Here is a 20,233-nt window from a genome sequence, read left to right as displayed (position 1 = left end):
GCACCATGCCACACCGCTGGAACAGACAACCAGCTCTGCAAGCAGGCCCGGCATGCCGAGACTCCTGCCACAAATGCCAGCTAAGCCACCGCACCGCATCGTCCTCCGAGACGCTGCACGAAACGCCGAGCAGACATAATCCTGGTTCAGTTGGGCCGTTCAGAGTGTCATCCTGATGTGCGGCACCTCAGACAGCATGTGATCCCATCGGTCAGCTGTCCGGTCATGGAAGATGGTTGGCACTCGCGTCCCACCCGATGCTTGACGTGATCGATATTCCGGCTTTTTCATCGCGCGATGGTTGCCGTCATCGTGGGCTGGGAAGGCCGGGATTGACGCTGGTGGAGTTGTCGATCGTTGAGCAGCGGTCCAGGCGGTCCTGCCGGGGTGTCCCGGCAGAGCCTTCATCCCTGGATGGCGGCGAGGCGTCATCTGCTGGTGGCACGGCCTCTTGACTTCAGGTAGACCTGAAGTCGGAGAGTGGCGTCCATGAGCGAAGACACGATGGACGCCACTCCCGGGTTGGTCGCACGACTCGACGCCGCGGAGACCGAGGCGGGCGTGGTGCGTCTACGACACCGCAGCTACGAGCTGCTGGACCTCTCCCCCGGCGCCTCGGTGGTTGACGTGGGCTGTGGAACGGGACGCGCGGTTGCCGAACTCCACCAGCGCGGCGCCGCCGCGATCGGTGTCGACCCGGACGAACTGATGATCGCCACGGCCCGACGCCGCTGGCCGGGGGCCGACTTCCGGATGGGCAGCGCGGAGTCTCTCCCGCTGCCCGACCAGGCGGTGTCGGGCTACCGGGCGGACAAGGTTCTGCACGTGCTGCCGGACCCGTCTGCGGCGCTGGCGGAGGCACACCGTGTGCTGACCCCGGGTGGGCGGATCGTGCTGGTCGGACAGGACTGGGACGCGCTGATGATCGACTCGTCCCACCCTGAGCTCACCAGGGCGATCCTGCGCAGCCAGGCCGACTCCCTACCGAACCCCCAGGTGGCCCGGTCCTACCGGAACCTGCTCCTGGACGCCGGATTCCAGGACGTCGCCGTCGAAGCGCACACCAGCATCTTCACCGAACCCGGATTCCTGCCGATGGTCGAGGCCTTCGCCGCCAAGGCGGACGCCGCAGGCAGCGTCACCGTCGAGCAGAGTGGTGCCTGGCTGCGCGAGCAGCAGTTCCGGGCGGCCATGGGACGGCTGTTCGTGGCCGTACCGATGATGGTGGCCTCAGCCCGCCGCTCCTGAGCCTTCGACCTGATGTTCCGTCGAGCCGCAGCTGGAAAGTTCACGTCGGGATAAGAGTGGACCGATGGGTGACGGAGCCCGCTCCGACGGCTGCGGATCGTTGGCTGGTCATCGCGACAAGGTCGGCACGTCATGCGGGTACGTGAGGTGTGGCCTGCGGCGCGATTCGCGCTTGCACCATGGCCTGGTAGTGCGGGCACACACTGAAGTCCTCGTGCTCGCACTCCAGGCCCCCTTCGATGAACCGCAGCGAGTCCTGCAGAGCGGCGATGCGTGCGAGGAGGTCCGTGCGGTGGCGGAGCAGGATCTCGCGCCGGCGCGCCGGCACGGCGGAGGCCATCAACTCACGGATCTGCTCCAGTGTCAGTCCCGCCTCCTTCGCGTGCAGGATCGTCGCGACCCGGTACAGGTCGGCGGAGCGGAAGCGGCGGCGCCCAGCCACGACCCGGGCCGGCGTCAGTAGCCCCACTGACTCCCAGTGCCGCAACACGTGGGTCGCCAGCCCGAACCTGCCGGCGATCTCGCCGATCGTCATCGTCGCCTCGTCGTCTGGCTGCATGCCCCGACCTTAGGCCGCGACCCTGTCGATCACGGCGAGCCACCGGCGCCTCACATCAGCCGAGCCGTTCGGCGGGCCGACCGGCGCCGCTTCCTCCTCACTGCGCTGCCGGATGCCACCCGAACCGTCATCGGGCTTCTTCGAGGACATCGCCATGTTGGGCCGCCTCCCACTCCCGCATGCTCGGGTAACGATCGCCGCAGTACCGGCGGCCCAGCAGGGGCAACTCGGCGCCGTGGTGAATGGACTCGCGGTGTGCGTGCAGAAGGGGCTTCGCGATCGGTGCACCAACGGACTTCGCGGCGACCTGCCGCGCACCGCAGTCGAGATCGTGCACAAGCCCGGCGGGCAGAGGGGCTTCGCGACCGGCGGGGCACGGGACGCTGGCGATGTCCGTCCTCCACGGGGTGCCGTCCTGTCGTAGCCGAATTCCAGCCCCTGGCCCTACTGCATCGAAAAGATCGCCTCCAACGCCCACCTCGAGATGCGGTGAAGAGCCCAGACGTCCGGCTGGGCTCTTCACCGCATGTTCGCGGCTATGCCGATCGAATTTGCCGGAAGAAGGCGCGGATGTCGCGTACGAGTAGCTCAGGCTGCTCGATCGCGGCGAAATGGCCGCCGCGATCGTACTCGGTCCAGCGGACGATGTTGTTGGTCCGCTCGGCGATGTGCCGCAGCGGAATGAAGTTGTCCTGGGGAAACACCGCCAGCCCGGTAGGAGTCGCCGATGGTTCGGGCGGTGAACCCCAGTACGGGGCGTGTGCCCGCTCGTAGTAGATGCGCGCGGACGAGCCGGCGGTCCCGGTCAGCCAGTAGAGCATGACGTTGGTCAGAAGGTGGTCACGGTCCACGGCGTCTTCGGGCCGGTCGGACGAGTCGCTCCACTCGGCGAACTTCTCCGCTATCCAGGCCAGCTGTCCCACTGGGGAGTCGGTCAGCGCGTAGGCGAGTGTCTGTGGACGAGTGGACTGAATCTCGGCGTAGCCCTGACGCTCACGCATCCATTGCTGCGTGCGCTGCCAGGACGCGAGCGTACGTTGGCGCTCCTCGAGCGTCAGGGCGCTCAGTTCCTCCGCGGTCGGCTCGCTGACCGCGTGAGCGCCCGGCAGGAGGTTCAGGTGTACGCCGATGATGTGTTCTGAATGCCTGCGGCCCAACTCTCGCGAAATCGCCGATCCCCAGTCGCCGCCTTGGGCGCCATAACGCGGGTAGCCGAGGCGCTCCATCAGTTCGGCGAAGGCGTCCGCCACTCGATGGTGTTCCCAGCCGGGCTCGTTGGTCGGCCCCGACAGCCCGAATCCGGGGATGTGGGGCAGCACCAGATGAAATGCGTCGGACCGCTCCCCTCCGTGGGCACGCGGATCGGTCAGGGACGCGGCGATCTCAGTGAACTCCACGATCGAGCCGGGCCAGCCGTGGATCATGATCAGCGGGATGGCGTCCGGCTCGGGTGAGCGGATGTGCGCGAAATGTATGCTTGCCCCGTCGATCGTGGTCGTGAATTGGGGCCACTGGTTCAGCGTCGTCTCAGCGGTCCGCCAGTCGTAGTCATGCCTCCAGTAGCGGACCAACTCCTCGAGATAAGCACGCGGTATGCCGTAGGACCAGCCCACCCCGGGTAGCTCGTCCGGCCAACGAGTGCGGTCCAGACGCTCATGCAGGTCGTCCAGCTCGCGTTGCGGAACGTTCAGGCGGTAGGGGCGGAACAGGTTGTCGGAAGGAATCGTCATCACCTTGATCTTATGTTTGGGTCGCCGCGCAGCCTGACGTGAGCGGACGGGAGAGCACCTGCGAGCCGTGACACCCTGCCTCCAGGGCGCTCAGCCGGGAGCGACCGTCGCGGCAGGCGCAGGTTCAGCTCGCGGGAGGCCGTGACGGTGGGTAAGCGGAGGCTGCACGCGCTATCGCGTTCAGGCCGCCGCGTCTAGTCGCGCGCGTAGCTCGTCGGGGAGCACCAGGGCGGCACCGTTGAGGGCCTCTTCCAACTGAGCGCCCGCCGAGCGCGAAGCCCTCCCGCTGACGGCGCTCACCGCGATCGGGCCGCCGCGATCCCGACCATGACGGTCCCTCAGAGCGTCCGCACAAGTGACCGGAAGCAGCGTGTGCGGCGCGAGGTGTCGGCAGGCCGGCGGATGCCGTCAGGGCACCAGGCTGGTCCCCTGAGGCCGAGCCTCGGCCGACGGCGGAGGCGAGAGTGCCGCCCCGAAACGGGCCGCGACCGCCGCCACGGCGGCGTGTAGTTCCGGGCCTTCTTCCACCGAGAAGTCGAACGGGACTGGTGCCAGCCACTCCTGCGCGTACATCGCTGGGTTGCCGGTGCTGCCCACCAACACGCATCGGTCGCCGTCGGCGTGGAGGCGACCCATCGGCGGCCGGATCCAGGGCGCCACCTTCTCCCGCGGGGCATGGAACACCACCCGGGTCGGGTACTTCCAACCCGCGCCCAGATTCTCCTCAAGCGCGGCGACAGGATCCAGGTCGTCGGGCGGTGTGAACCCGCGCGGGGTCTGCCGCACGGCCCGGATCCGGTCTACGCGGTACGTGCGGACCGCGCCGGCGCGGTGCGAGTGGCACAGCAGGTACCAGCGGCCGTACCGCACCACGACTGCCCACGGGTCGACCTCGGCGGGCCACTCATCGCCACTCTCGCTCCCGTAGGTGACGACGACGCGGCGTCGGTCAGCGACAGCGGCGATCAGTGCGCTCGTGGTGGCCGGGTCGGGGCGAACCGAATGCCGATCGGGGGTGACCGCGGCGTACGCCCGTAGCGCCGCTGCCTGCCGCCCGAGGCTCTCCGGGAGTGCCCGGATGACCTTGCTGAGGGCCGAGCCGATCAGGTCCTCGGCGTCGATGGCGTTCGGCTGCCCGTCGAACACGGCCATGACCAGGCCGAGGGCCTGCTCCTGGGTGAAGACGACCGGCGGTAGCCGGGCGCCGCGGCCCAGCCGGTAACCCCCGTACGGTCCGCGGGCCGACTCCACCGGGATGCCGGCCTCGCGCAGGATGCCGATGTAGCGCCGCGCGGCCCGTTCTGTCACGCCTAGGAGCGAGGCGAGCTGGTAGGCAGTCGTGCCGTGGCGTGCCTGCAGGATCTCGAGCGTGCGCAGGGCCCGGGCGGTGGGGCTCGGACCGGTCGGCACGACGGCCAGGGTACCGGAAGCATTTCGTCCGGAACCGCCGCTAGGTTCACCCAATGACCGCAGAACAGATCGTGCTCTTGGGTGGCCTGTGGCTCGACGCATCGGTGTGGAGCGGCGTCGTGTCGGAGTTGGAGCGGAGGGGCCGCCGTACGGTGCCGGTCACCCTGCCGGGTCAGGGTGACGGAAACTTGTCGGCGACGCTGGCCGACCAGGTGACCGCCGTGCTTGCCGCTCTGGACGAGGGGCCTGGTCGCTCGGTGGTGGTGGGACATTCCGCAGCCTGCACCCTGGCCTGGATGGCGGCCGACGCGCGCCCCGATCGGGTCGCGAAGGTGGTGCTGATCGGTGGGTCGCCGTCGTGCGACGGCCAGCCGTATGCGAGCTTCTTCGACATCACCGACGGCGCCATGCCGTTCCCGGGTTGGCACCCGTTCGAAGGTGCGGACGCGGCCGACCTGGACGAGCAGGCACGGCGGGAGTTCGAGGCGGCCGCGATCCCGGTTCCGCAGGGTGTTGCCAGGGGCGTTGTACGCCTGAAGGACGAGCGGCGGTTCGACATACCGGTCGTGCTGGTGTGCCCCGAGTTCACCCCAGCCGAAGCGCGGGGATGGATCGCGGCGGGCGACCTACCTGAGCTGGCCCGAGCCAAGCACGTCGACCTGGTCGACCTCGATTCCGGACACTGGCCGATGATCACGCGGCCGACCGAGCTGGCGCGGATCCTGGCCGCGGTCTAGCAGGGCGTCCGGGGCTGCGCCACCGGGCCCGCAGTGGGTGGGGCGTGCGCGGCATTTACACGCAGGGAAACGCCGCTGGAGCGATTTGCCGCCTGCCGCGCACACGACTGGCGAACCCGCAGGACGTCAACCAGCTGCAACAGGTCGCTGTGGTGCCAGCGAGGGTGGCCCTCGCCAACCCCTCCTCCGGCATGAGGATACGGCCAACGGACCTGACCTGGGCGGACTCTGCGGTTGCCGGACAGTGCTTGATAGCCCTTGTCGTTGTGAGTTGTGCCGGAGGTGCGCCCGCCGATCTTCACTCCGAGCCGTTGATCCGGTGACCGGCCTTGATTGGGACCGCTGTAACGCCTCCGCCGCCTCGGGCTAAGTACCGGGTGAGAAGCACCGCCAAGCGAGGGAGATCAAGTGAGTGATGGCGACCGCTTCGTTGGAGATCTGAGACAGATTGCCGTAGACCCGATTGCCTTCAGGGGCTACTACAGGGCTCACTTCAACGCGGTACAGAACTACCTGGCACGTCGAGTGCCGGACACCGAGCGGGTGGCTGACCTGACAGCCGACGTGTTCCTCGCCGCGATCGCCGCGGCTCCGCGCTACCGGGCGTCGAGAGGCACCCCGCTGGGATGGACGTACGGGATCGCCCGCAACGTACTGATCGCCGACCTTCGACGCAGCGAACGGGAGCGGCGGGCGGTTGATCGTGTCGCTGGCCGGAGGCAACTCAGCGACGATGACATCGCACGCCTGGAGGAACGCATCGATGCGCAGGCTGCTGTGCGACGGATGATGCCCACGCTCGGTGAGCTCACCGAAGGCGAGCGGGCCGTCCTGGAATTCGTCGCGATCGAAGGCTTGACCATTCATGAAGCGGCCGCTGCGTTGAGAATCTCCACCGTCGCCGCGCGTGTTCGACTGCACCGCGCGCGCCGCCGGTTAGGCCGGCAGGAGACGTCGAACGAGCTAGTCCCTCAGCTGATTCTGGAGGCATTGCAGTGAACCAACCGACGACGTTTGAGGACCGCCTGCTGGCCGTTCTTGAGGCCGAGGTCGCGGAAGCGGCAGCTCGATCCACTGCTGGGCGATACCGCCGCCGCAGGCGTACGTGGCAGATCAGCTCGCTGGCCGGCGCAGGGGCTCTCGCGGTGGCCGCAGCCGTTGGCGTGCCGGCGATGGTCGGGCCCGGGACTGGTTCGGCTGCCTGGGCGGTTGAGACTCGTCCTGACGGTTCAGTTGAGGTGAGCATTCGCGACTTCAAGGATCCCGCGGGGTTGGAGCGACGGCTGGCAACGGCCGGCATCCCTGCCTACGTCGAGTTCATCCCGCACGGCACGGTCTGCACCTATCGGACTGTCAGCTCCGGAACCTCGCTTGATGGGCTCGTGACGGCGGGGTCCAGGTACGCCACCTTCAAGATTCACGCTGGCCAGCTGGGTGCGAACGAGCGGCTGGTGGTGACAGGGGTCGCATCTGACGGCAGCGGCAGACTGGGTGCCACTCTGGTCGGCGTTGTCCCGCTCAATGAGGCACGGTGCGATGTCGTTCCTGCCGACCCCACGCCCCCCGGACCGCCGCCGTCTTCTGGACCGTCAGGTTCGCCACTCCCAACGGCCACCCCGCAACGGTAAGGGGCAGAGCCGAACCAGCGCTCCAAAGCCATCCCATCGCCTACGTCCGCACCTCGTGGAGTGGGTGGGGACTGCGCGGTCAAGTGGATGTCCTAAGCTCGCGGGAACAGAGCACCAGGCAGCTGGGAAGTTCATGTGCACGTGCTCGACGACCCCGAAGGTCTGTCACCGAGAGCTCAGGCGTTCCTGTGCCGCGCCGGGACCCGGCAGCCGGAGCAGCCTCGCCTGCTGACCGACTTTGTGCAGGTGGCAGACCGGTCGGGACGGCTGATTGCGGCGCCCCTTGAGTTGACCGTCAGGCGGGAAGGCTTCGCCGCCCGCTTCGGCGGGTTGCGCTACGACGTTCGCCGCAGCGTCCGCATCGGCGACGAGCGCCGCGACACCCTCCGCTGCTGGCAATTCGACCTGCTCGACATGGTTCGGGCGGAGCGCATGGGGTGGTCATTTGCGTGGTACGGCGAGCGCGTGTCGTCACCCGTGCTCTACCTAGCGCACACTGACGGCCGATTCGGGGTCAGCGTGGGCGGTCCCTTCCTGGAGGTCTGTCCCTCGATCAATCACCTGATCGAGGGACACGCACTCATGGACGAGCTGCACGACTGGGAGCCTGTGCCACCCAGCTCGCTGGAGGCGTGGGTCCCCAACGACACCACCAATGCACACCTTGGCGAGCTCCTCGCCGCACTGCCACCCGTCCCTGAGGCATCGGGACCACATGATCAATGGTGGTGCTCCGACCAACTCGCAATCCGCCTGTTCCGCGGATGGACCGATAGTCAACCGCGACCCACCGGCGTCATGATCTGGAGCCGGAATGGCCAGATTTGATGAGTCAGCGACAGCACTCGCTTGATTCGTCCCGTCCTGGTTCGAACCCGGCGACAACCTGACTCGGCGGAGGAACACCGCACCGGCCGTTGACCGGCAGCCGAGCCGTTCCCGGAGCCGTCACCCGTAGAGGGAGCGGGCTCCCGGGCTGTTGCCCGTGAAGCGTTGGCCCATGGCGATCTCGTCGCCGACCACTGCCCAGACAGTCTCGTCGTCGCGGAACGGGAGCGGGTCACGGCTGCTCGTCTCCTGACGGATCCGCTCGACCTCGCGCTCCAGTCGCTCGAAGCCGGCCTCCTCGTCGCCGCCACTGAAGCTGAACTCGTCGAGCAGGCGCTGGAACGCCGCGGTGACGTGGACGAGAGAGGAAACGTCCGTGTGGAGTTCCTGCACGGTCTCCTCGTCGGCGTCGACGGCGTACACCCTGCCGGTACCCGGATCGAGGGCGAGGTGGGCGTTGAGCAGCCAGCCGATGACGGGCCAGGCGCCCGCGTCGGCCGGGGCGTCCACGAAGTCCTCGACGTCGACGACATCCTGGACGAGGGGTAGCCGGCCGGCATCCTCGCCGGACCCGCGCAGCCAGAGCGTGCCGGTGGGGACGCCGACGGTCTGCAGGAGGCGGGCGCCGCCGGTGCCCGCGGCGGCGGCCGGGAAGGCGGTGCCGGGCAGGGACGAGAGCCGGTCTTCGCCAAAGATGGCGACGAGTTCGCTGCGGGTGATGTCGAACAGCACTGCCGGAACCCCAAACTCGCGGCGGCACGGGCGCCGCGGACCTATCAGTGGGCGGAAGGAAGCACCACCAGGGTCACCCATGCCGTCTCGCACCGTCGAGCTGGTGCTCTGCCCGGGCGTCTCTCGCTGCCCGCCGGTCACTTTTTCGGCACGGCCGGGCTGCGTCCGATCGTCTGGGACCTCCGGTTCGTCTCCACCCACAGGTCGTCAGGACCCGCGTCGTGGCTGAGGTGGCCGCCGCCATCGCTGACGGTGTACGGGTCAGCCGTGCGGCCGACAGCCGCGGGACCATGGCGCCTGCCAGGGGTCGCTCCGCCAACTGGTCGAACCGTTGACGGAGCGCACGCCGTCACCAGGCAGAGGGCCACCACCGCGGCCGAGGTGCAGGTCGGCCGTCTGGTTGACGCCGTCGGTAAGGCCTTGCCGCCGGTGGGGATAGAACGGGGGCAAGCGGGGCCTCGGGCGTCTGCTGGCGTTCCGGTCGATCAATGCCTTGGCGCTGGCGGCGTCCCACCGCACCGAAGTGCTCCTGCTCGAACGGCTCCACGCACTTGCCGGCCAGCACCAGGGGCAACCCGGCCGCCCGACATACCTCGATTGCCAACTCCGGCGCCTTCTCGGGGCTGAATCGGGCGAGCCAGTGCACCGGTCGCCCTGCCCGGCCGGCCACTGAGTGAGTCGCTCGATTGCGGGATGCCGGCCGGCTTGTGGCTCCAGGGCGGGCTGATCCTCCCGGCCTGGAGCCCCCACCCGGGTCAGGCTGTCGCCATCTGTCGGACGTGTTTGCCCTCGGCGAACTCTTCGACCATCTTGGCGCAGAAGGCCGGAAGGTCGCTGGGGCTGCGGCTGGTGACCAGTCCGTTGTCGACCTGCACCTGTTGGTCGACCCAGTTCCCGCCCGCGTTACGGATGTCGGTGCGCAGGCTGGGGAACGAAGTGACGGTCCGGCCGTTGACCATCCCGGTTTCGACCAATGACCAGGGGCCGTGGCAAATCGCTGCCACCGGCTTCTGTTGCTGGAAGAACCCCCGGACGAAGTCCATCGCCTGCGGGTTCATCCGGAGCCGATCGGGGTTGACCGTCCCGCCCGGCAGCAGCAGGGCGTCGTAGTCGGCCGCGTTGGCCTCGTTGACGGTCCGGTCCACCCGGTAGCGGTTGGCCGGGTTGATGTCCTGGTTCATTGACTGGATCTCGCCGGAATTCAAGGAGATCAGGTGGACTTCGGCCCCCGCCTGCTCCGCGGCGGCCCGGGACTGGGTGTACTCCACGTCCTCCACCCCGTCGGCGGCGAGACAAGCGACTCGCTTGCCGGTCAGTGGTTGCTGGCTTTGCGCCATTTTTGGGCCTTCCCTTCGCGGCGCCGCCCCGTCGGCGGCGCATCGTTCGCTCGCGGTCGCCTTCCCGGTGCGGGCACCGGGAAACAGGCCGGTGAGCGCCGCTCGGAGAGGGACAATCCCACCCATATGCCCGCCGCTCAGACAGGGCCTGCGCGGAGAAAGGTCGCGTTACGAGCGCGTGCTGCCTGCCGCAGCGGGTAACGCACCCAACCCATTGGTACTGAGGCTCCGGAAAGGGCCGCCATGACTCTTGCTGCTGCCGCCATCGAGCTACCGTCCGGCCAGACCATGCCCGTGCTCGGCCAGGGAACGTGGTACCTGGGCGAGCGCCCCGGAAGGCGGCGGGACGAGATAGCCGCCCTACGCGCCGGGCTGGACCTGGGCATGACCATGATCGACACTGCGGAGATGTACGGTGACGGCGCCTCCGAGGAACTCGTCGGCGAGGCGATCACCGGACGGCGCTCCGACGTCTTTCTGGTCGACAAGGTGGTGCCGTCCAACGCGAGCCGACGGGGAACCGTGCAGGCCTGCCGCCGCAGCTTGCAACGGCTCGGCGTCGACCACATCGACCTCTACCTCCTGCACTGGCGCGGTTCGCATCCACTCGCGGAGACGATCGAGGCGTTCGCCGAACTCGTTGACGCCGGTGACATCGGGCAGTGGGGCGTGAGCAACTTCGACCTCTCCGACATGACGGACCTACTCGAGGCGGGCGGGAACTCCTGCGCGACCAACCAGATCCTGTACAACCTCACCCGCCGCGGTCCCGAGTACGACCTGCTGCCGTGGCTACGCGAGCACCGAATCCCGGTGATGGCGTACTCGCCGATCGAGCAGGGCCGACTGCTCGGCCACCCCCAGATCTCGGAGGTCGCCGCCCGGCACGGAGCCACGCCCGCCCAGGTTGCGCTGGCCTGGCTACTGGGGCAGGAGAGGATCGCGGCCATCCCCCGATCGGCCAATCCCGAACACACCCGGGAGAACGCGGAAGCACACGACCTGTATCTGACTGAAGAGGACGTGGCGGCACTCGACACGGCGTTCCCGCCGCCGGCCGGACCGCAACCGTTGGAGATGCTGTAGCCGTCACCCACCGTTTCGGGCGGACGGCGCTTCGTAGGTCCAGCGGCGCCTTCCGCCCGACGGTGGAGGGTGGTGGGCGCCGGGCCAACGGTGACGGTCATTGGCGTCGGTCGGTCAGCCTGCGGGCCGACGGACGCCACCTGCATGTACCGGCGGAGTACTGACCCGCACCTCGGTGCGGTAGCGGCGCCTCTGCCGTTACCGCCGGAGCTTTTTGGCAGGTCCGCGCGCCCGATCTAGGTGCCGACCCGGCGGGGCTCGAGCTGTCCCGTCCCCGGCCCGGTCAACTGCCAGAACTCCTGCGGCAACTGGTCGACAAGGTCCCCGTACTCCTTCGCGCTGACCGACTCACGAAGGGTATCCAGCACGGCCTGTGCTCCGTCGGTGGCCACTTGGCGATCCACCCCGGCCCGTGACTGCACCCGTTCGAGGAATTCGGCGAGCCCGAACCGTTCCGGATCTTCGGTGGGCCTATGCACCAGGCCTCGTAGCTCCTCAGGGAGCTGGGAGGCCAGGTCCCTCGCCTGGCCACCAGTGATCCGTTCTGCCAACGTCTCGAGCGCGGCGCGGGTGATCGGTTCCGCCTGCGCCGGCGGAACCTTCGGTCTCGCTGCCACGGACTGGATGAACTCGGTGTAGTCCACCTCGGATCCCCTCTCGAACCGGATTGCGGCGGGTACCCGCGCCCGCCAGGGGTGAAACGGCGGTTTGCCCTCCCTCAGCCGCGGGGTGGTCGAGGGCGATGGGTGATCCTGCGGGTCACCCGAAACTGGTACAGGCCGGCGCTGGTGACGGCGTAGAAGGCGGGCAGGAGGAGGAAGATGACGAGGCCGACCAGGGGCGTCACCAGGTAGCCGAGCACCCCCGCCAGGACGTACAGAACGACCCCGGCGAGGGCCCGCAACCGCTCGACGTGGAAGAACTGATCCCTGGCCTGCTCCTTCAGCAGGTCGGGGTGCCGGGCCAGGTAGTGGTAGAACGCCAGCCACGCCGCGCACAGCGACGCGCCGATCAGCGCGTAGAAGGCGATGGCCACGCGCTGGTCGGCGTTGTCGTGCTCCTGCAGGGCGTGCGACACGACGATGGTCGGAAACGGCAACAGCGCCGTGGTGAACAGCACCAACAGGTTCATCCAGTGCAGGCCGCGATCGGTCTGCTGGATGCGGTTGAATGCCGCCTTGTGGTTGAGCCAGACGACGGCCACGTACGAGTAGGACGCGAGATACGCCACGTATGCCGGCCACTGGCTGAGCAGTCCGGACAGCAGGCGGCCGGGCGGGACATCCGGCACCCGGAGGTCCAGGACCAGCAGCGTGATGATGATGGCGAAGATGGCGTCGCTGAACGCCACGGCACGGCTGGTGTCCGACCGGGTGCCGAGGTCGGTTTCTGGCCCGCTCACCGACCGCGCCTACCCAGGGTCGTCCGCGGCAAACAGCCAGGCACCCGTCGCCCGTGATGCGAATCAGTACGACCGGCGCCTCCCGATAGACACCGCATCCGGCGACCGTGCACGCCGTGGTCGCCGGATGCGGGTGGTCGTCAGGGCTTGAGGACGACCTTCTCGCAGTGGTCCTGTTTGTTCTTGAAGATGTCGAATCCGCGTTCTGCCTCGTCGAGCGGCAGGGTGTGGGTGATGACCCGGGTCGGATCGATCTCGCCGCGTTCGATTCGCTGCAGCAGCGGCTTCATGTAGCGCTGTACGTGGCATTGGCCGGTACGCAGGGTCAGCGCTCGGTTCATCCACGCGCCGGAGGGGAACTTGTCCAGGAAACCGCCGTACACGCCGATCACCGAGACGATGCCACCGCTGCGGCACGACAGGATCGCCTGCCGCAGTGCGTGCGGGCGCTCGGTCTCCAAGCGGACCGCCTGCTTGGCCCGGTCGTAGGCGTGGACGTGTGCGCTGCCGTGGGTGGCCTCCTGGCCGACCGCGTCGATGCACTTGTCCGGTCCCCGCCCACCGGTCAGTTCCAGCAGCCGGGACCGCACGTCCACCTCCTCAAAATTGATCGTCGTGTAGCCCGCGCGTTCCGCCATCTGCAGCCGGTACGGCTCCTTGTCGATGGCGATGACCTTCGCGGCGCCGAGCACCCGGGCGCTGTCCATGGCGAACTGGCCGACCGGGCCGGCGCCCCACACCGCGACCACGTCGGTGGGCTGGATGTCACACAGGTCGGCACCCATGTAGCCGGTGGGCAGGATGTCGGAGAGGAACAGCACCTGCTCGTCGGTCAAATCGGACTCGATCTTCAATGGACCGACGTCGGCGAACGGCACTCGCGCGTACTGCGCCTGACCGCCCGCGAAGCCGCCCGTCAGGTGTGAATAGCCGAAGATCCCGGCGACCGGATGACCGAACATCTTCTCCGCGATCCCGGCGTTGGGGTTGGAGTTCTCGCAGCAGGAGTACAGCTCGGCGGCGCAGGCACCGCACGCGCCGCAGGCGATCGGGAACGGCACGACGACCCGGTCGCCGACCCGTAGCTTGTCGGCGGGCACTCCTGCGCCGACCTCGATCACCTCGCCCATGAACTCGTGGCCGATGACGTCGCCGTCCTGCATCGTGGGCACATACCCATCGATCAGGTGCAGGTCCGAGCCGCAGATCGCGGTGGACGTGATCCGTACGATGGCATCGCGCTTGTTCAGGATCTTCGGGTCCGGCACGTCACGGACCTTGACCTTGTTGCGGCCCGCCCAGGTGTTCGCTCTCACGCGTCCGCTCCCTTCGCGAGGTCGGAAGCCGACAGCGGTTGCGCCGGACGCTGCGGGAACTCCTTGCGGGCCCGCTTGCCCCACGGGGCGCCGTCGGACCGGACCACCTCGCCGGTCTCCAGCACCTGCTTGAGCCGGCGCAGATCGTCGTCGAGCTGCTGGTGCGGTTCCTCCCCGAAGTACTTGGCGACCGCCTTGCCGACGGGGCCACCCGGGATGTCGTAGGTCAGCAGGACCTGTACCTCGGTGCTCACACCGTCCGGGGCGGGCACGAACCGAACCGTACCGGCGTTCGGCACGTCGGCGTTCCCGGTCGACCGCCACGCGATCTTCTCGCCGGCCGCCTCGTCGATGATCTCGGCGTCCCACTCGACGTTCGTGCCGAACGGGGCGCTGGCGGACCAGTGGCTCGTACGGCCGCCGGTGGCGCGGACCTCCTGAAGATGAGCCATGAACGTGGGAAGGTTGCCCAGATCGCGCCAGAACGCGTAGACCTCCGATGCGGGTTTGCGAACGGTTGTCGTGGCTGTCAGCTCCATGGCTCCTCCTCTGCGTGCGCCCCGTACCGCCGGCCCGGAGCCGATCTGCTTCGCCCGAGTGGCTTGCACGGCGGTCAGTAGGTCCAGCACGGTGATCCCGAGGACGGCGCCGGTGACACCGACGAGCCGCCGCCGGCGGGGCCCGCCCCGGTGAGCGAGGGCCATTCCGAGCGAGGTCAGGTCCATCGCGTCGCCCACGACACGGGTCCACACCCAGATGCCCTTCCGCCGGCTGGTTAGGAGCCCGGCCGCGTGTACCAGCTCCCGCACCCCGACGAGCGGCACCACCGCCCGAGACGTCGGGGAGTCGTCTACGCCGCTGATCCGGCGCACCGTGTCCGGCGCCGCCAGCTGTGCTACGCCCAGACCGAGACTCATCCAGCCGAGCCCGCGCCCCCGCCGCTGCACCTCCTCCTGCCTGACACTCGCTGCCTCTCGGACCGCCAGTTGAGTCACGGGTAGCCTCCGTATCCCATCGCGCCTCGCCGAGCATCCCGGTCATGGCGAACCGGGGCGGCGAACTAGTCGGGCCGGCATACCCGCCGCAGATCCCCTGAACCCCCGCCAAATCGACCGCTGACGGAGACTGCACTTCAGGCCTGGCTACCCCGAACGAACCGATCCGTGCGCGGTGCCCCGCGGTTCGGTCGTAACTCGGACACGCGTCCGCTCACACCCCGCCCATGGTCGGGCTCTACCCGTCCCTCTCATCCCGCCAGCCGCCGGGCTCGGGATGGTAGCCGTAAGCGGCGGCTCGCACCGTTTCCTCGTTCTCCAGCCCCGAGCCGATCGCGCCACCCACGGTGGCCAGCGAACTGGTGATCCAGGCGAGGGTCAGGTAGTCGGTGAAATCGACCGGCCGCTGCAAGGTCTGCTCCAGCACCGATGTGTCGATCAGCAGCGCCTCGACGAGCACTGTTCCAGCGAAAAGGACCAGGTAGGACACCGCCGTGGCCAGAGTGAGGGTGAGGATCGTACCCAGGTTGAACAGCCGGGCCATCTCAGGCGGTGTCTCGCGGCCTGGTGTCTCCCACAGGCCGTGGGCGACGATCAGCCAGGCCACCAACGCGGTCAGCCCGAGTACCATGATCACGGCGAGCCGGAGTCCGCCGAGCGCATCGCCCATCTGCCAGATGGTGTCCGTGGTGAGCGCGAATGCGGCAGTGCCAAAGGCGCCGACCAGCAGCTTGGACAGGCCCAGCAGAGCCCGGCCCGGTCGGTTGGCCCGGACCATGCCGGCCAACAGCCGCACCCGGCCGATCAGCGGCGAGGCCACGTACCCCAGTTCCCCGGCGTTGTCGACCACCTGATGGATGGCCCTAACCCGGCGTGCCAACTCGGCCGGTGCCCAGCCGGCCCGCGGCACCCGCTGGTCCGAGGCGTCGGTGAGTAGTCGGCTCACCATATCCGGAACGGCCGCGCGGGCCGCTCGCAGCTGCTGCAGTCCCAGCGCGGGCAGGGACACCATCGCGACCCGGCGCCGGCCGGAGATCTGCGCGACCAGCGGCACCCCGTCGGTGTGCAGCGGCAGGTCGGTCAGGCAGATTGCGACGTCCCACCGGTCGTCGGTGCGCCGTTCGGCCACGTCGTCGAGCAGCGCCTCAACGCCACCGTCGCGGCGCGGCGCCACCTCCCCCCAGCCTTCCCGAACGGTCCACCGTACGTCCGGGTCCACGCGCTCGGTGAGCCGGCCGGCCAGCTCGGTGGTGAGCCGCGCGGCCACCCGGGCCGGGTAGTCCGGCGGGGTCGCCACAAGCCCGACGACGATCTCCGGGCGGTGCTGTTCGCTGTGGGTCATCGGTGTTCCTCACGGGTAGCCAGGCTCGTCGCCGTTCACCGGCACCAACCGGTTCTCGTGAGCCCTCCGACGGTTGTCATGGTGCTCCCTCTCGGTGTCGGCACGGGGGTCTTTCGCCACCCGGTCGGCGCGGCGGCCACGAAGAAGGTGCCGAGCAGCCCGACGGAACCACACCGCAGGCGAAGGCACCGACCGCTGCCCAGTTTCTGGATCACCTGATAGACGGGCAGGCCCGGGTGCACACAGCCATGAGCGACCCGCTAGCGCCGTTCACCTGTCGTTGGGTCGTCGCGAGCGCGCGTACCGCTGAGCCGTTTGATGCTTCGGCGCACGGGTAGACCGCGATCCGGTCCGAGGGGGTGGGCCGAGGGTCGGAGCCACATACCGATGTTGGGCTCCATCCGGTCCGCATGCGAGGCGAGGCCCGAGGAGTGCGGAATGGCCGAACCGGAGAGCCGGGGCAGGGGCGCACGCGAGACGCCGGCGCAACCGCGCGAGCAGGTCGATCGACAGCGCGACGCCGAGGAGGGCCCGGGAGTGTCCGGTCGTGGCCAGAACCTCGGTCCCGCCGGCGGTCCAACCCGTGCCGAGCGGCCGGGCGAAAGCTCTGCCGCCCCGCAGCGTGGTGAGCACGAACTTCCCCAGCCGGCTGGCGGGCACAGCAGCAAGACGATGTCAGACCCAGACGTCGTCCTCCAGATCCCGCAGGCCAAGGTCGAACAGATCTACGTCGAGGTCGACGACCTGGACGCCTCCGTCTCACTGCGAGCCCGACTGGGTAGCCTGCTCCAGCTCGACGTGGGCGTTCAGGCGCAGCTCGGCACGGTGAAGATCGACATCAAGGGCGTTGAGGCCGAGGCGATGCTCGAGGTTCGGCTCGAAGAGCTCCGCGGCATTCTCGACAGCGCCCTCCGCACCATCGAGCGCAACCCTCAGATCATCGAGTCGCTGGTCAAGACGGTGGACACCGCCGTGAACCAGGTCGGGCAGACAGCTCAGCAGGTGCTCGGGCCGCAGGGGCCGCTGTCGCAGACGCTGCAGCAGACCACCCAGCAGGTCGGTCAACAGCTCGGGCAGACCACCCAGCAACTGGCTCAGAACCGCGCAGCGGCGGCCGGCGGCGGGGGTCTGGGCGGATTCCCGGCCCCTACGGCATGGCAATGGATGAAGAAGATCGTCAACAACAGCCAGCCGCTGCGGCAGGTCGCGGCGCGGCTGGTAGGACCGCCAGGCCAACAACCGCAGAGCTGATCGACGTCCCCCGGCTGGATGCCAAACAGGTGTTTCGCTCCACCTCCTCAGCGATCGCCATGCTCCTCGGCCGACAGAGGGCAGCACCGTCAGGGTGTCGGCGGTGATCGGGAACGGCAGGTTTGTCGCCTCCCGCCGCGGATACTCCGCCTCGTGTTTTATGGCCCGAGTTGTGGGTTGGCCGAAGCAGGCGGACGCCGTGGGCGCCTCCAGCGGCGAACCCGACTGATGCCGAATGGGTGAGCCAGGCGGCGAGCGGCTCGTACGCGACGGAGCCAGTTGGCGCCGGGCAACCATCCTCGAGCTGTTCTTCGACCTGGTTTTCGTCTTCGCGCTCAACCGGATCAGCTTGCGGCTCCTCGAGAACTTCCACGCCGGAGGGCTGGGGTTTAGTGCGTTCGCTGGGACGCTATTGCTGTTTCTGGGACTTTGGTTCATGTGGCAGACCACTGCCGCGTTGACCAGCCGAGTGCATCCGGATTCGCGTCCGGGTCAGTTCATCGTGTTCTCCTCAATGGCGGGCGCAACCGTCATGGCGGTTGCCGTGCCGCAGGGGTTCGAGGAGCGGGCTCTGGTCTTCGCCGGCGCCTGGGTGGTGGTCCGGCTCAGCCGTCTGTTGGTTTACCTCATGGCCAGGCAGGTGCGGACCGGCGGATCCTCACTGCCGGGGTTGCTGTCGCTCGGCGGGAGCACGGTGCCGTGGATCGCGGGGGCCTTGGTGCACGACCCGCTGCTGCGGGGTGGGCTTTGGGCACTCGCGCTGGCCATCGAGTTTCCCGGGTTCGTGGTCGGCTTCAGCCGATGGGCGGGCAAACAGGTCGCGGGCGAGCACCTGGCCGAACGATTGCAGCAGATCTTCCTGATCAGCTTGGGTGAGGCCGTCTTCGTGTCCGGCCGGGCGTTCTCCGACAGCGACCTCGCTCTCGCGCACGGAGTGGGGTTCGCGCTGGCCTTCATCGGCATCGTGCAGCTGTGGCGCATCTACTTCTACCGGGCCGGCCTGGTCCTGCCCCGGGCTATCACCGCCGCCCGGGATCCGACCCGGCAGTCCCTGGCGGCCGCCCTGACTCATCTGATCATGATCTCCGGTGTGGTCCTCGCTGGCGCCGGCTTCGAGCTGTACATCATCGAGCCCACAGGCCGGTCGGAGCCGACTTGGCTCGTTGCCATCCTCGGCGGTCCGGCACTCTTCCTGCTTGGGCGGGCACCCTTCGAACTGCAGGTCTTCGGTCGGATCTCCCGCTCACGGTTGGTCGGTCTCCTCGCCGTCGGCGTGCTGGTCCCGGCTGCTTGGACAGCGCCTCCGCTGGTCGCCGGCGCCGGTGCCACTGCCGTGCTGGCCGGAATCGCCGTCGCGGACGCGCGGCGCGCCCGCGGAGGGGCCTCCGCGCCACCGAGCCCGCTGATGTGACACCCGAGTAGGCGCAGCAAGCCATCCGTCGGCTTGTCCACGGCAGTCGCCGCGCGGCGGTCGAAGGGGTGGGTCACGGCGAGGACTTGCGTCCGTTGATATCCGAGCGCCGGTCCGGCGGCGACAGCGGTCGGCTCGCGCCGAAGGGTCGCTGTCAGGCAGGAACCCATGGGCAGCTCCATCGTGGCGGCTGTGAAGATTCGTCCCTCCGCCCAGGAGGAACCCGTCAGGGCGATCCGGGCCGTTGTGCCATTGATTGGCTGGCGAAGTTCATCGGCACCGCGATGATGGCCGGTGGCGAGCTGGGCAGCATCATTCGCCGCGCCGTCGCGCCGCGACTGAACCTCGTACCCGGCCTCACGGACCTGGCCACCGACAGCCAGACACCTCGGCGTGGAGCGGTCCTTGTTCGTGTCGCACCCGGCAGCGAGCTACACCGATGGCTGGGACGGGGCCACGCGGAGGCAGCTGTCGTTCGTCCGGACGGCGCGGTGCTTGCTGCCAGCTCCCGATTCCCCACGCTCCGCCGAGTTCTGCCCACGCCGGTGTCCCGGCCGACGGCGCCTTGAACCGAGTGCGCCGCCTGCCCTCACCAGGACCAACTTGCCCTCGCGGAACCGAATCTTGTTCGTGTAGATCTGGGTGTAGCTGCTGCCGCCGGGGGTCATGCGTCGCCCTCGTACTCGTTGAGCTGGTCTCCGGGTCACCCTCAACGGCGTAGGAGCGCACGTCGCGCATCTTGAGCCCTGTGAGCTGGTAGAGCATCTTTCGCAGGTACGGCACCGCACTGGCCTTGCCCTCGAACCGGTCAGGCATGCCGAGCGTCGGGCCGTACGGGAACACGAGCACGACGTGGATCTGGGTGCTGACCACGTGGATGTCGGGCCGGCTCGACCCAAACCGGCCGAGCGTCCAGGTGCTGATCGTCACCGTCATGCTGGCCAGCCTGCTGATGTCCGTCGCGGTGTCGACCGCCGTCGCCGATCAGGGGCTGGTCTTCGCCGCGCTCTACCTCGTCAGTGAGGTCGGTTGCGCCCGTACCGCTGCCTGACCGGGGTGCGGGATTCCTCAGCGTGACAGTGCACCGATATGACAGGGTTTGTCGGTATCGGAGCCGTCGGTCAGGCAGATGCGGCGACGGGTGGGGTCAACTCGGGGGCGTACATGAAGGCGTTGGTCAAGGCGGCGGTCGTCACGCTCGGGGGGTTGGTCCTCCGCAGG

General features: G+C 68.6%; 18 protein-coding genes and 1 pseudogene. 8 read left to right on the top strand and 11 right to left on the bottom strand.

All coding sequences use genetic code 11. From position 1 onward, the window contains the following. Window positions 1-489: 489 nt before the first annotated feature. A complete protein-coding gene (locus GA0070214_RS11635) occupies window positions 490-1,248 on the top strand; it encodes a methyltransferase domain-containing protein (protein ID WP_091261967.1) in 759 nt (252 codons plus the stop codon). 130 nt (window positions 1,249-1,378) lie between these two features. Here the strand turns inward: GA0070214_RS11635 and GA0070214_RS11630 are convergent, their stop codons facing one another. The 3 genes from GA0070214_RS11630 to GA0070214_RS11620 all read right to left on the bottom strand — a co-directional run bounded on the left by GA0070214_RS11630 (window position 1,379) and on the right by GA0070214_RS11620 (window position 4,947). Further along, window positions 1,379-1,807 carry a MerR family transcriptional regulator gene (locus GA0070214_RS11630; protein ID WP_244167669.1) on the bottom strand — a complete coding sequence of 143 codons (429 nt, stop codon included), beginning with the start codon at window positions 1,805-1,807 and terminating at the stop codon, window positions 1,379-1,381. Between the two features lie 536 nt (window positions 1,808-2,343). Further along, complete coding sequence (locus GA0070214_RS11625) at window positions 2,344-3,537, bottom strand: epoxide hydrolase family protein (protein ID WP_091261966.1); 1,194 nt, start codon at window positions 3,535-3,537, stop codon at window positions 2,344-2,346. 408 nt (window positions 3,538-3,945) lie between these two features. After that, the gene (locus tag GA0070214_RS11620) at window positions 3,946-4,947 is read right to left on the bottom strand and encodes a helix-turn-helix transcriptional regulator (protein ID WP_091261965.1); all 1,002 of its coding nucleotides are present in this window, start codon (window positions 4,945-4,947) and stop codon (window positions 3,946-3,948) included. A gap of 53 nt (window positions 4,948-5,000) precedes the next feature. On the opposite strand from GA0070214_RS11620, the gene GA0070214_RS11615 reads away from it, so the two are divergent. From GA0070214_RS11615 to GA0070214_RS11605, 3 genes are all read left to right on the top strand, one after another. Then, a complete protein-coding gene (locus GA0070214_RS11615; protein WP_091261964.1) occupies window positions 5,001-5,684 on the top strand; it encodes an alpha/beta fold hydrolase in 684 nt (227 codons plus the stop codon). 408 nt (window positions 5,685-6,092) lie between these two features. After that, window positions 6,093-6,683 carry an RNA polymerase sigma factor gene (locus GA0070214_RS11610; protein ID WP_091261963.1) on the top strand — a complete coding sequence of 197 codons (591 nt, stop codon included), beginning with the start codon at window positions 6,093-6,095 and terminating at the stop codon, window positions 6,681-6,683. Window positions 6,684-7,453: 770 nt separating this feature from the next. Beyond that, entirely contained in the window at window positions 7,454-8,140 is a 687-nt protein-coding gene (locus tag GA0070214_RS11605; protein ID WP_091261962.1) for a hypothetical protein, read from the top strand. A 120-nt stretch (window positions 8,141-8,260) separates the two neighbouring features. On the opposite strand, the gene GA0070214_RS11600 is transcribed toward GA0070214_RS11605, so the two are convergent. The 3 genes and pseudogenes from GA0070214_RS11600 to GA0070214_RS11590 all read right to left on the bottom strand — a co-directional run bounded on the left by GA0070214_RS11600 (window position 8,261) and on the right by GA0070214_RS11590 (window position 10,209). Then, a complete protein-coding gene (locus tag GA0070214_RS11600; RefSeq protein ID WP_091261961.1) occupies window positions 8,261-8,872 on the bottom strand; it encodes an SUKH-4 family immunity protein in 612 nt (203 codons plus the stop codon). 505 nt (window positions 8,873-9,377) lie between these two features. Beyond that, a pseudogene (locus tag GA0070214_RS32395) lies at window positions 9,378-9,521 on the bottom strand (glycosyltransferase family 4 protein); the annotation flags it as partial. A 106-nt stretch (window positions 9,522-9,627) separates the two neighbouring features. Continuing rightward, a complete protein-coding gene (locus tag GA0070214_RS11590; protein WP_091261959.1) occupies window positions 9,628-10,209 on the bottom strand; it encodes a type 1 glutamine amidotransferase domain-containing protein in 582 nt (193 codons plus the stop codon). Between the two features lie 288 nt (window positions 10,210-10,497). Between GA0070214_RS11590 and GA0070214_RS11585 the strand changes: the two genes are divergently transcribed. Next, window positions 10,498-11,295 (top strand): aldo/keto reductase, encoded by a 798-nt coding sequence (locus tag GA0070214_RS11585; protein WP_244167668.1) that lies wholly within the window; start codon window positions 10,498-10,500, stop codon window positions 11,293-11,295. A gap of 236 nt (window positions 11,296-11,531) precedes the next feature. Here the strand turns inward: GA0070214_RS11585 and GA0070214_RS11580 are convergent, their stop codons facing one another. The 5 genes from GA0070214_RS11580 to GA0070214_RS11560 all read right to left on the bottom strand — a co-directional run bounded on the left by GA0070214_RS11580 (window position 11,532) and on the right by GA0070214_RS11560 (window position 16,275). Beyond that, window positions 11,532-11,939, bottom strand: coding sequence for a DUF2267 domain-containing protein (locus GA0070214_RS11580; protein WP_091261957.1), 408 nt, complete (start codon window positions 11,937-11,939; stop codon window positions 11,532-11,534). A 74-nt stretch (window positions 11,940-12,013) separates the two neighbouring features. After that, window positions 12,014-12,697, bottom strand: a complete 684-nt coding sequence (locus GA0070214_RS11575) for a TMEM175 family protein (RefSeq protein WP_208602723.1) — start codon at window positions 12,695-12,697, stop codon at window positions 12,014-12,016. 140 nt (window positions 12,698-12,837) lie between these two features. Continuing rightward, complete coding sequence (locus GA0070214_RS11570) at window positions 12,838-14,013, bottom strand: zinc-dependent alcohol dehydrogenase (protein WP_091261956.1); 1,176 nt, start codon at window positions 14,011-14,013, stop codon at window positions 12,838-12,840. Beyond that, on the bottom strand, window positions 14,010-14,552 hold the full coding sequence (locus tag GA0070214_RS32090; RefSeq protein WP_208602722.1) for an SRPBCC family protein: 543 nt from the start codon (window positions 14,550-14,552) through the stop codon (window positions 14,010-14,012). The genes GA0070214_RS11570 and GA0070214_RS32090 overlap by 4 nt, the downstream gene beginning before the upstream one ends. A gap of 694 nt (window positions 14,553-15,246) precedes the next feature. After that, window positions 15,247-16,275 (bottom strand): DUF2267 domain-containing protein, encoded by a 1,029-nt coding sequence (locus GA0070214_RS11560; protein ID WP_244167667.1) that lies wholly within the window; start codon window positions 16,273-16,275, stop codon window positions 15,247-15,249. 513 nt (window positions 16,276-16,788) lie between these two features. Between GA0070214_RS11560 and GA0070214_RS11555 the strand changes: the two genes are divergently transcribed. The 3 genes from GA0070214_RS11555 (at window position 16,789) to GA0070214_RS11545 (ending at window position 20,063) form a co-directional block, all read left to right on the top strand. Then, entirely contained in the window at window positions 16,789-17,601 is an 813-nt protein-coding gene (locus tag GA0070214_RS11555) for a hypothetical protein (protein ID WP_091261954.1), read from the top strand. A gap of 235 nt (window positions 17,602-17,836) precedes the next feature. Beyond that, window positions 17,837-19,012: a low temperature requirement protein A gene (locus GA0070214_RS11550; protein WP_091261953.1), complete on the top strand. Its 1,176-nt coding sequence runs from the start codon at window positions 17,837-17,839 to the stop codon at window positions 19,010-19,012. 814 nt (window positions 19,013-19,826) lie between these two features. Continuing rightward, window positions 19,827-20,063, top strand: coding sequence for a low temperature requirement protein A (locus tag GA0070214_RS11545; protein ID WP_091261952.1), 237 nt, complete (start codon window positions 19,827-19,829; stop codon window positions 20,061-20,063). Window positions 20,064-20,233: the final 170 nt, after the last annotated feature.

The organism is Micromonospora chaiyaphumensis, assembly GCF_900091435.1.
In the GTDB taxonomy this organism is placed as follows: domain Bacteria; phylum Actinomycetota; class Actinomycetes; order Mycobacteriales; family Micromonosporaceae; genus Micromonospora; species Micromonospora chaiyaphumensis.
Note: the sequence above shows the minus strand (reverse complement) of the source record. Positions and strands in the feature narration are given on the sequence as shown.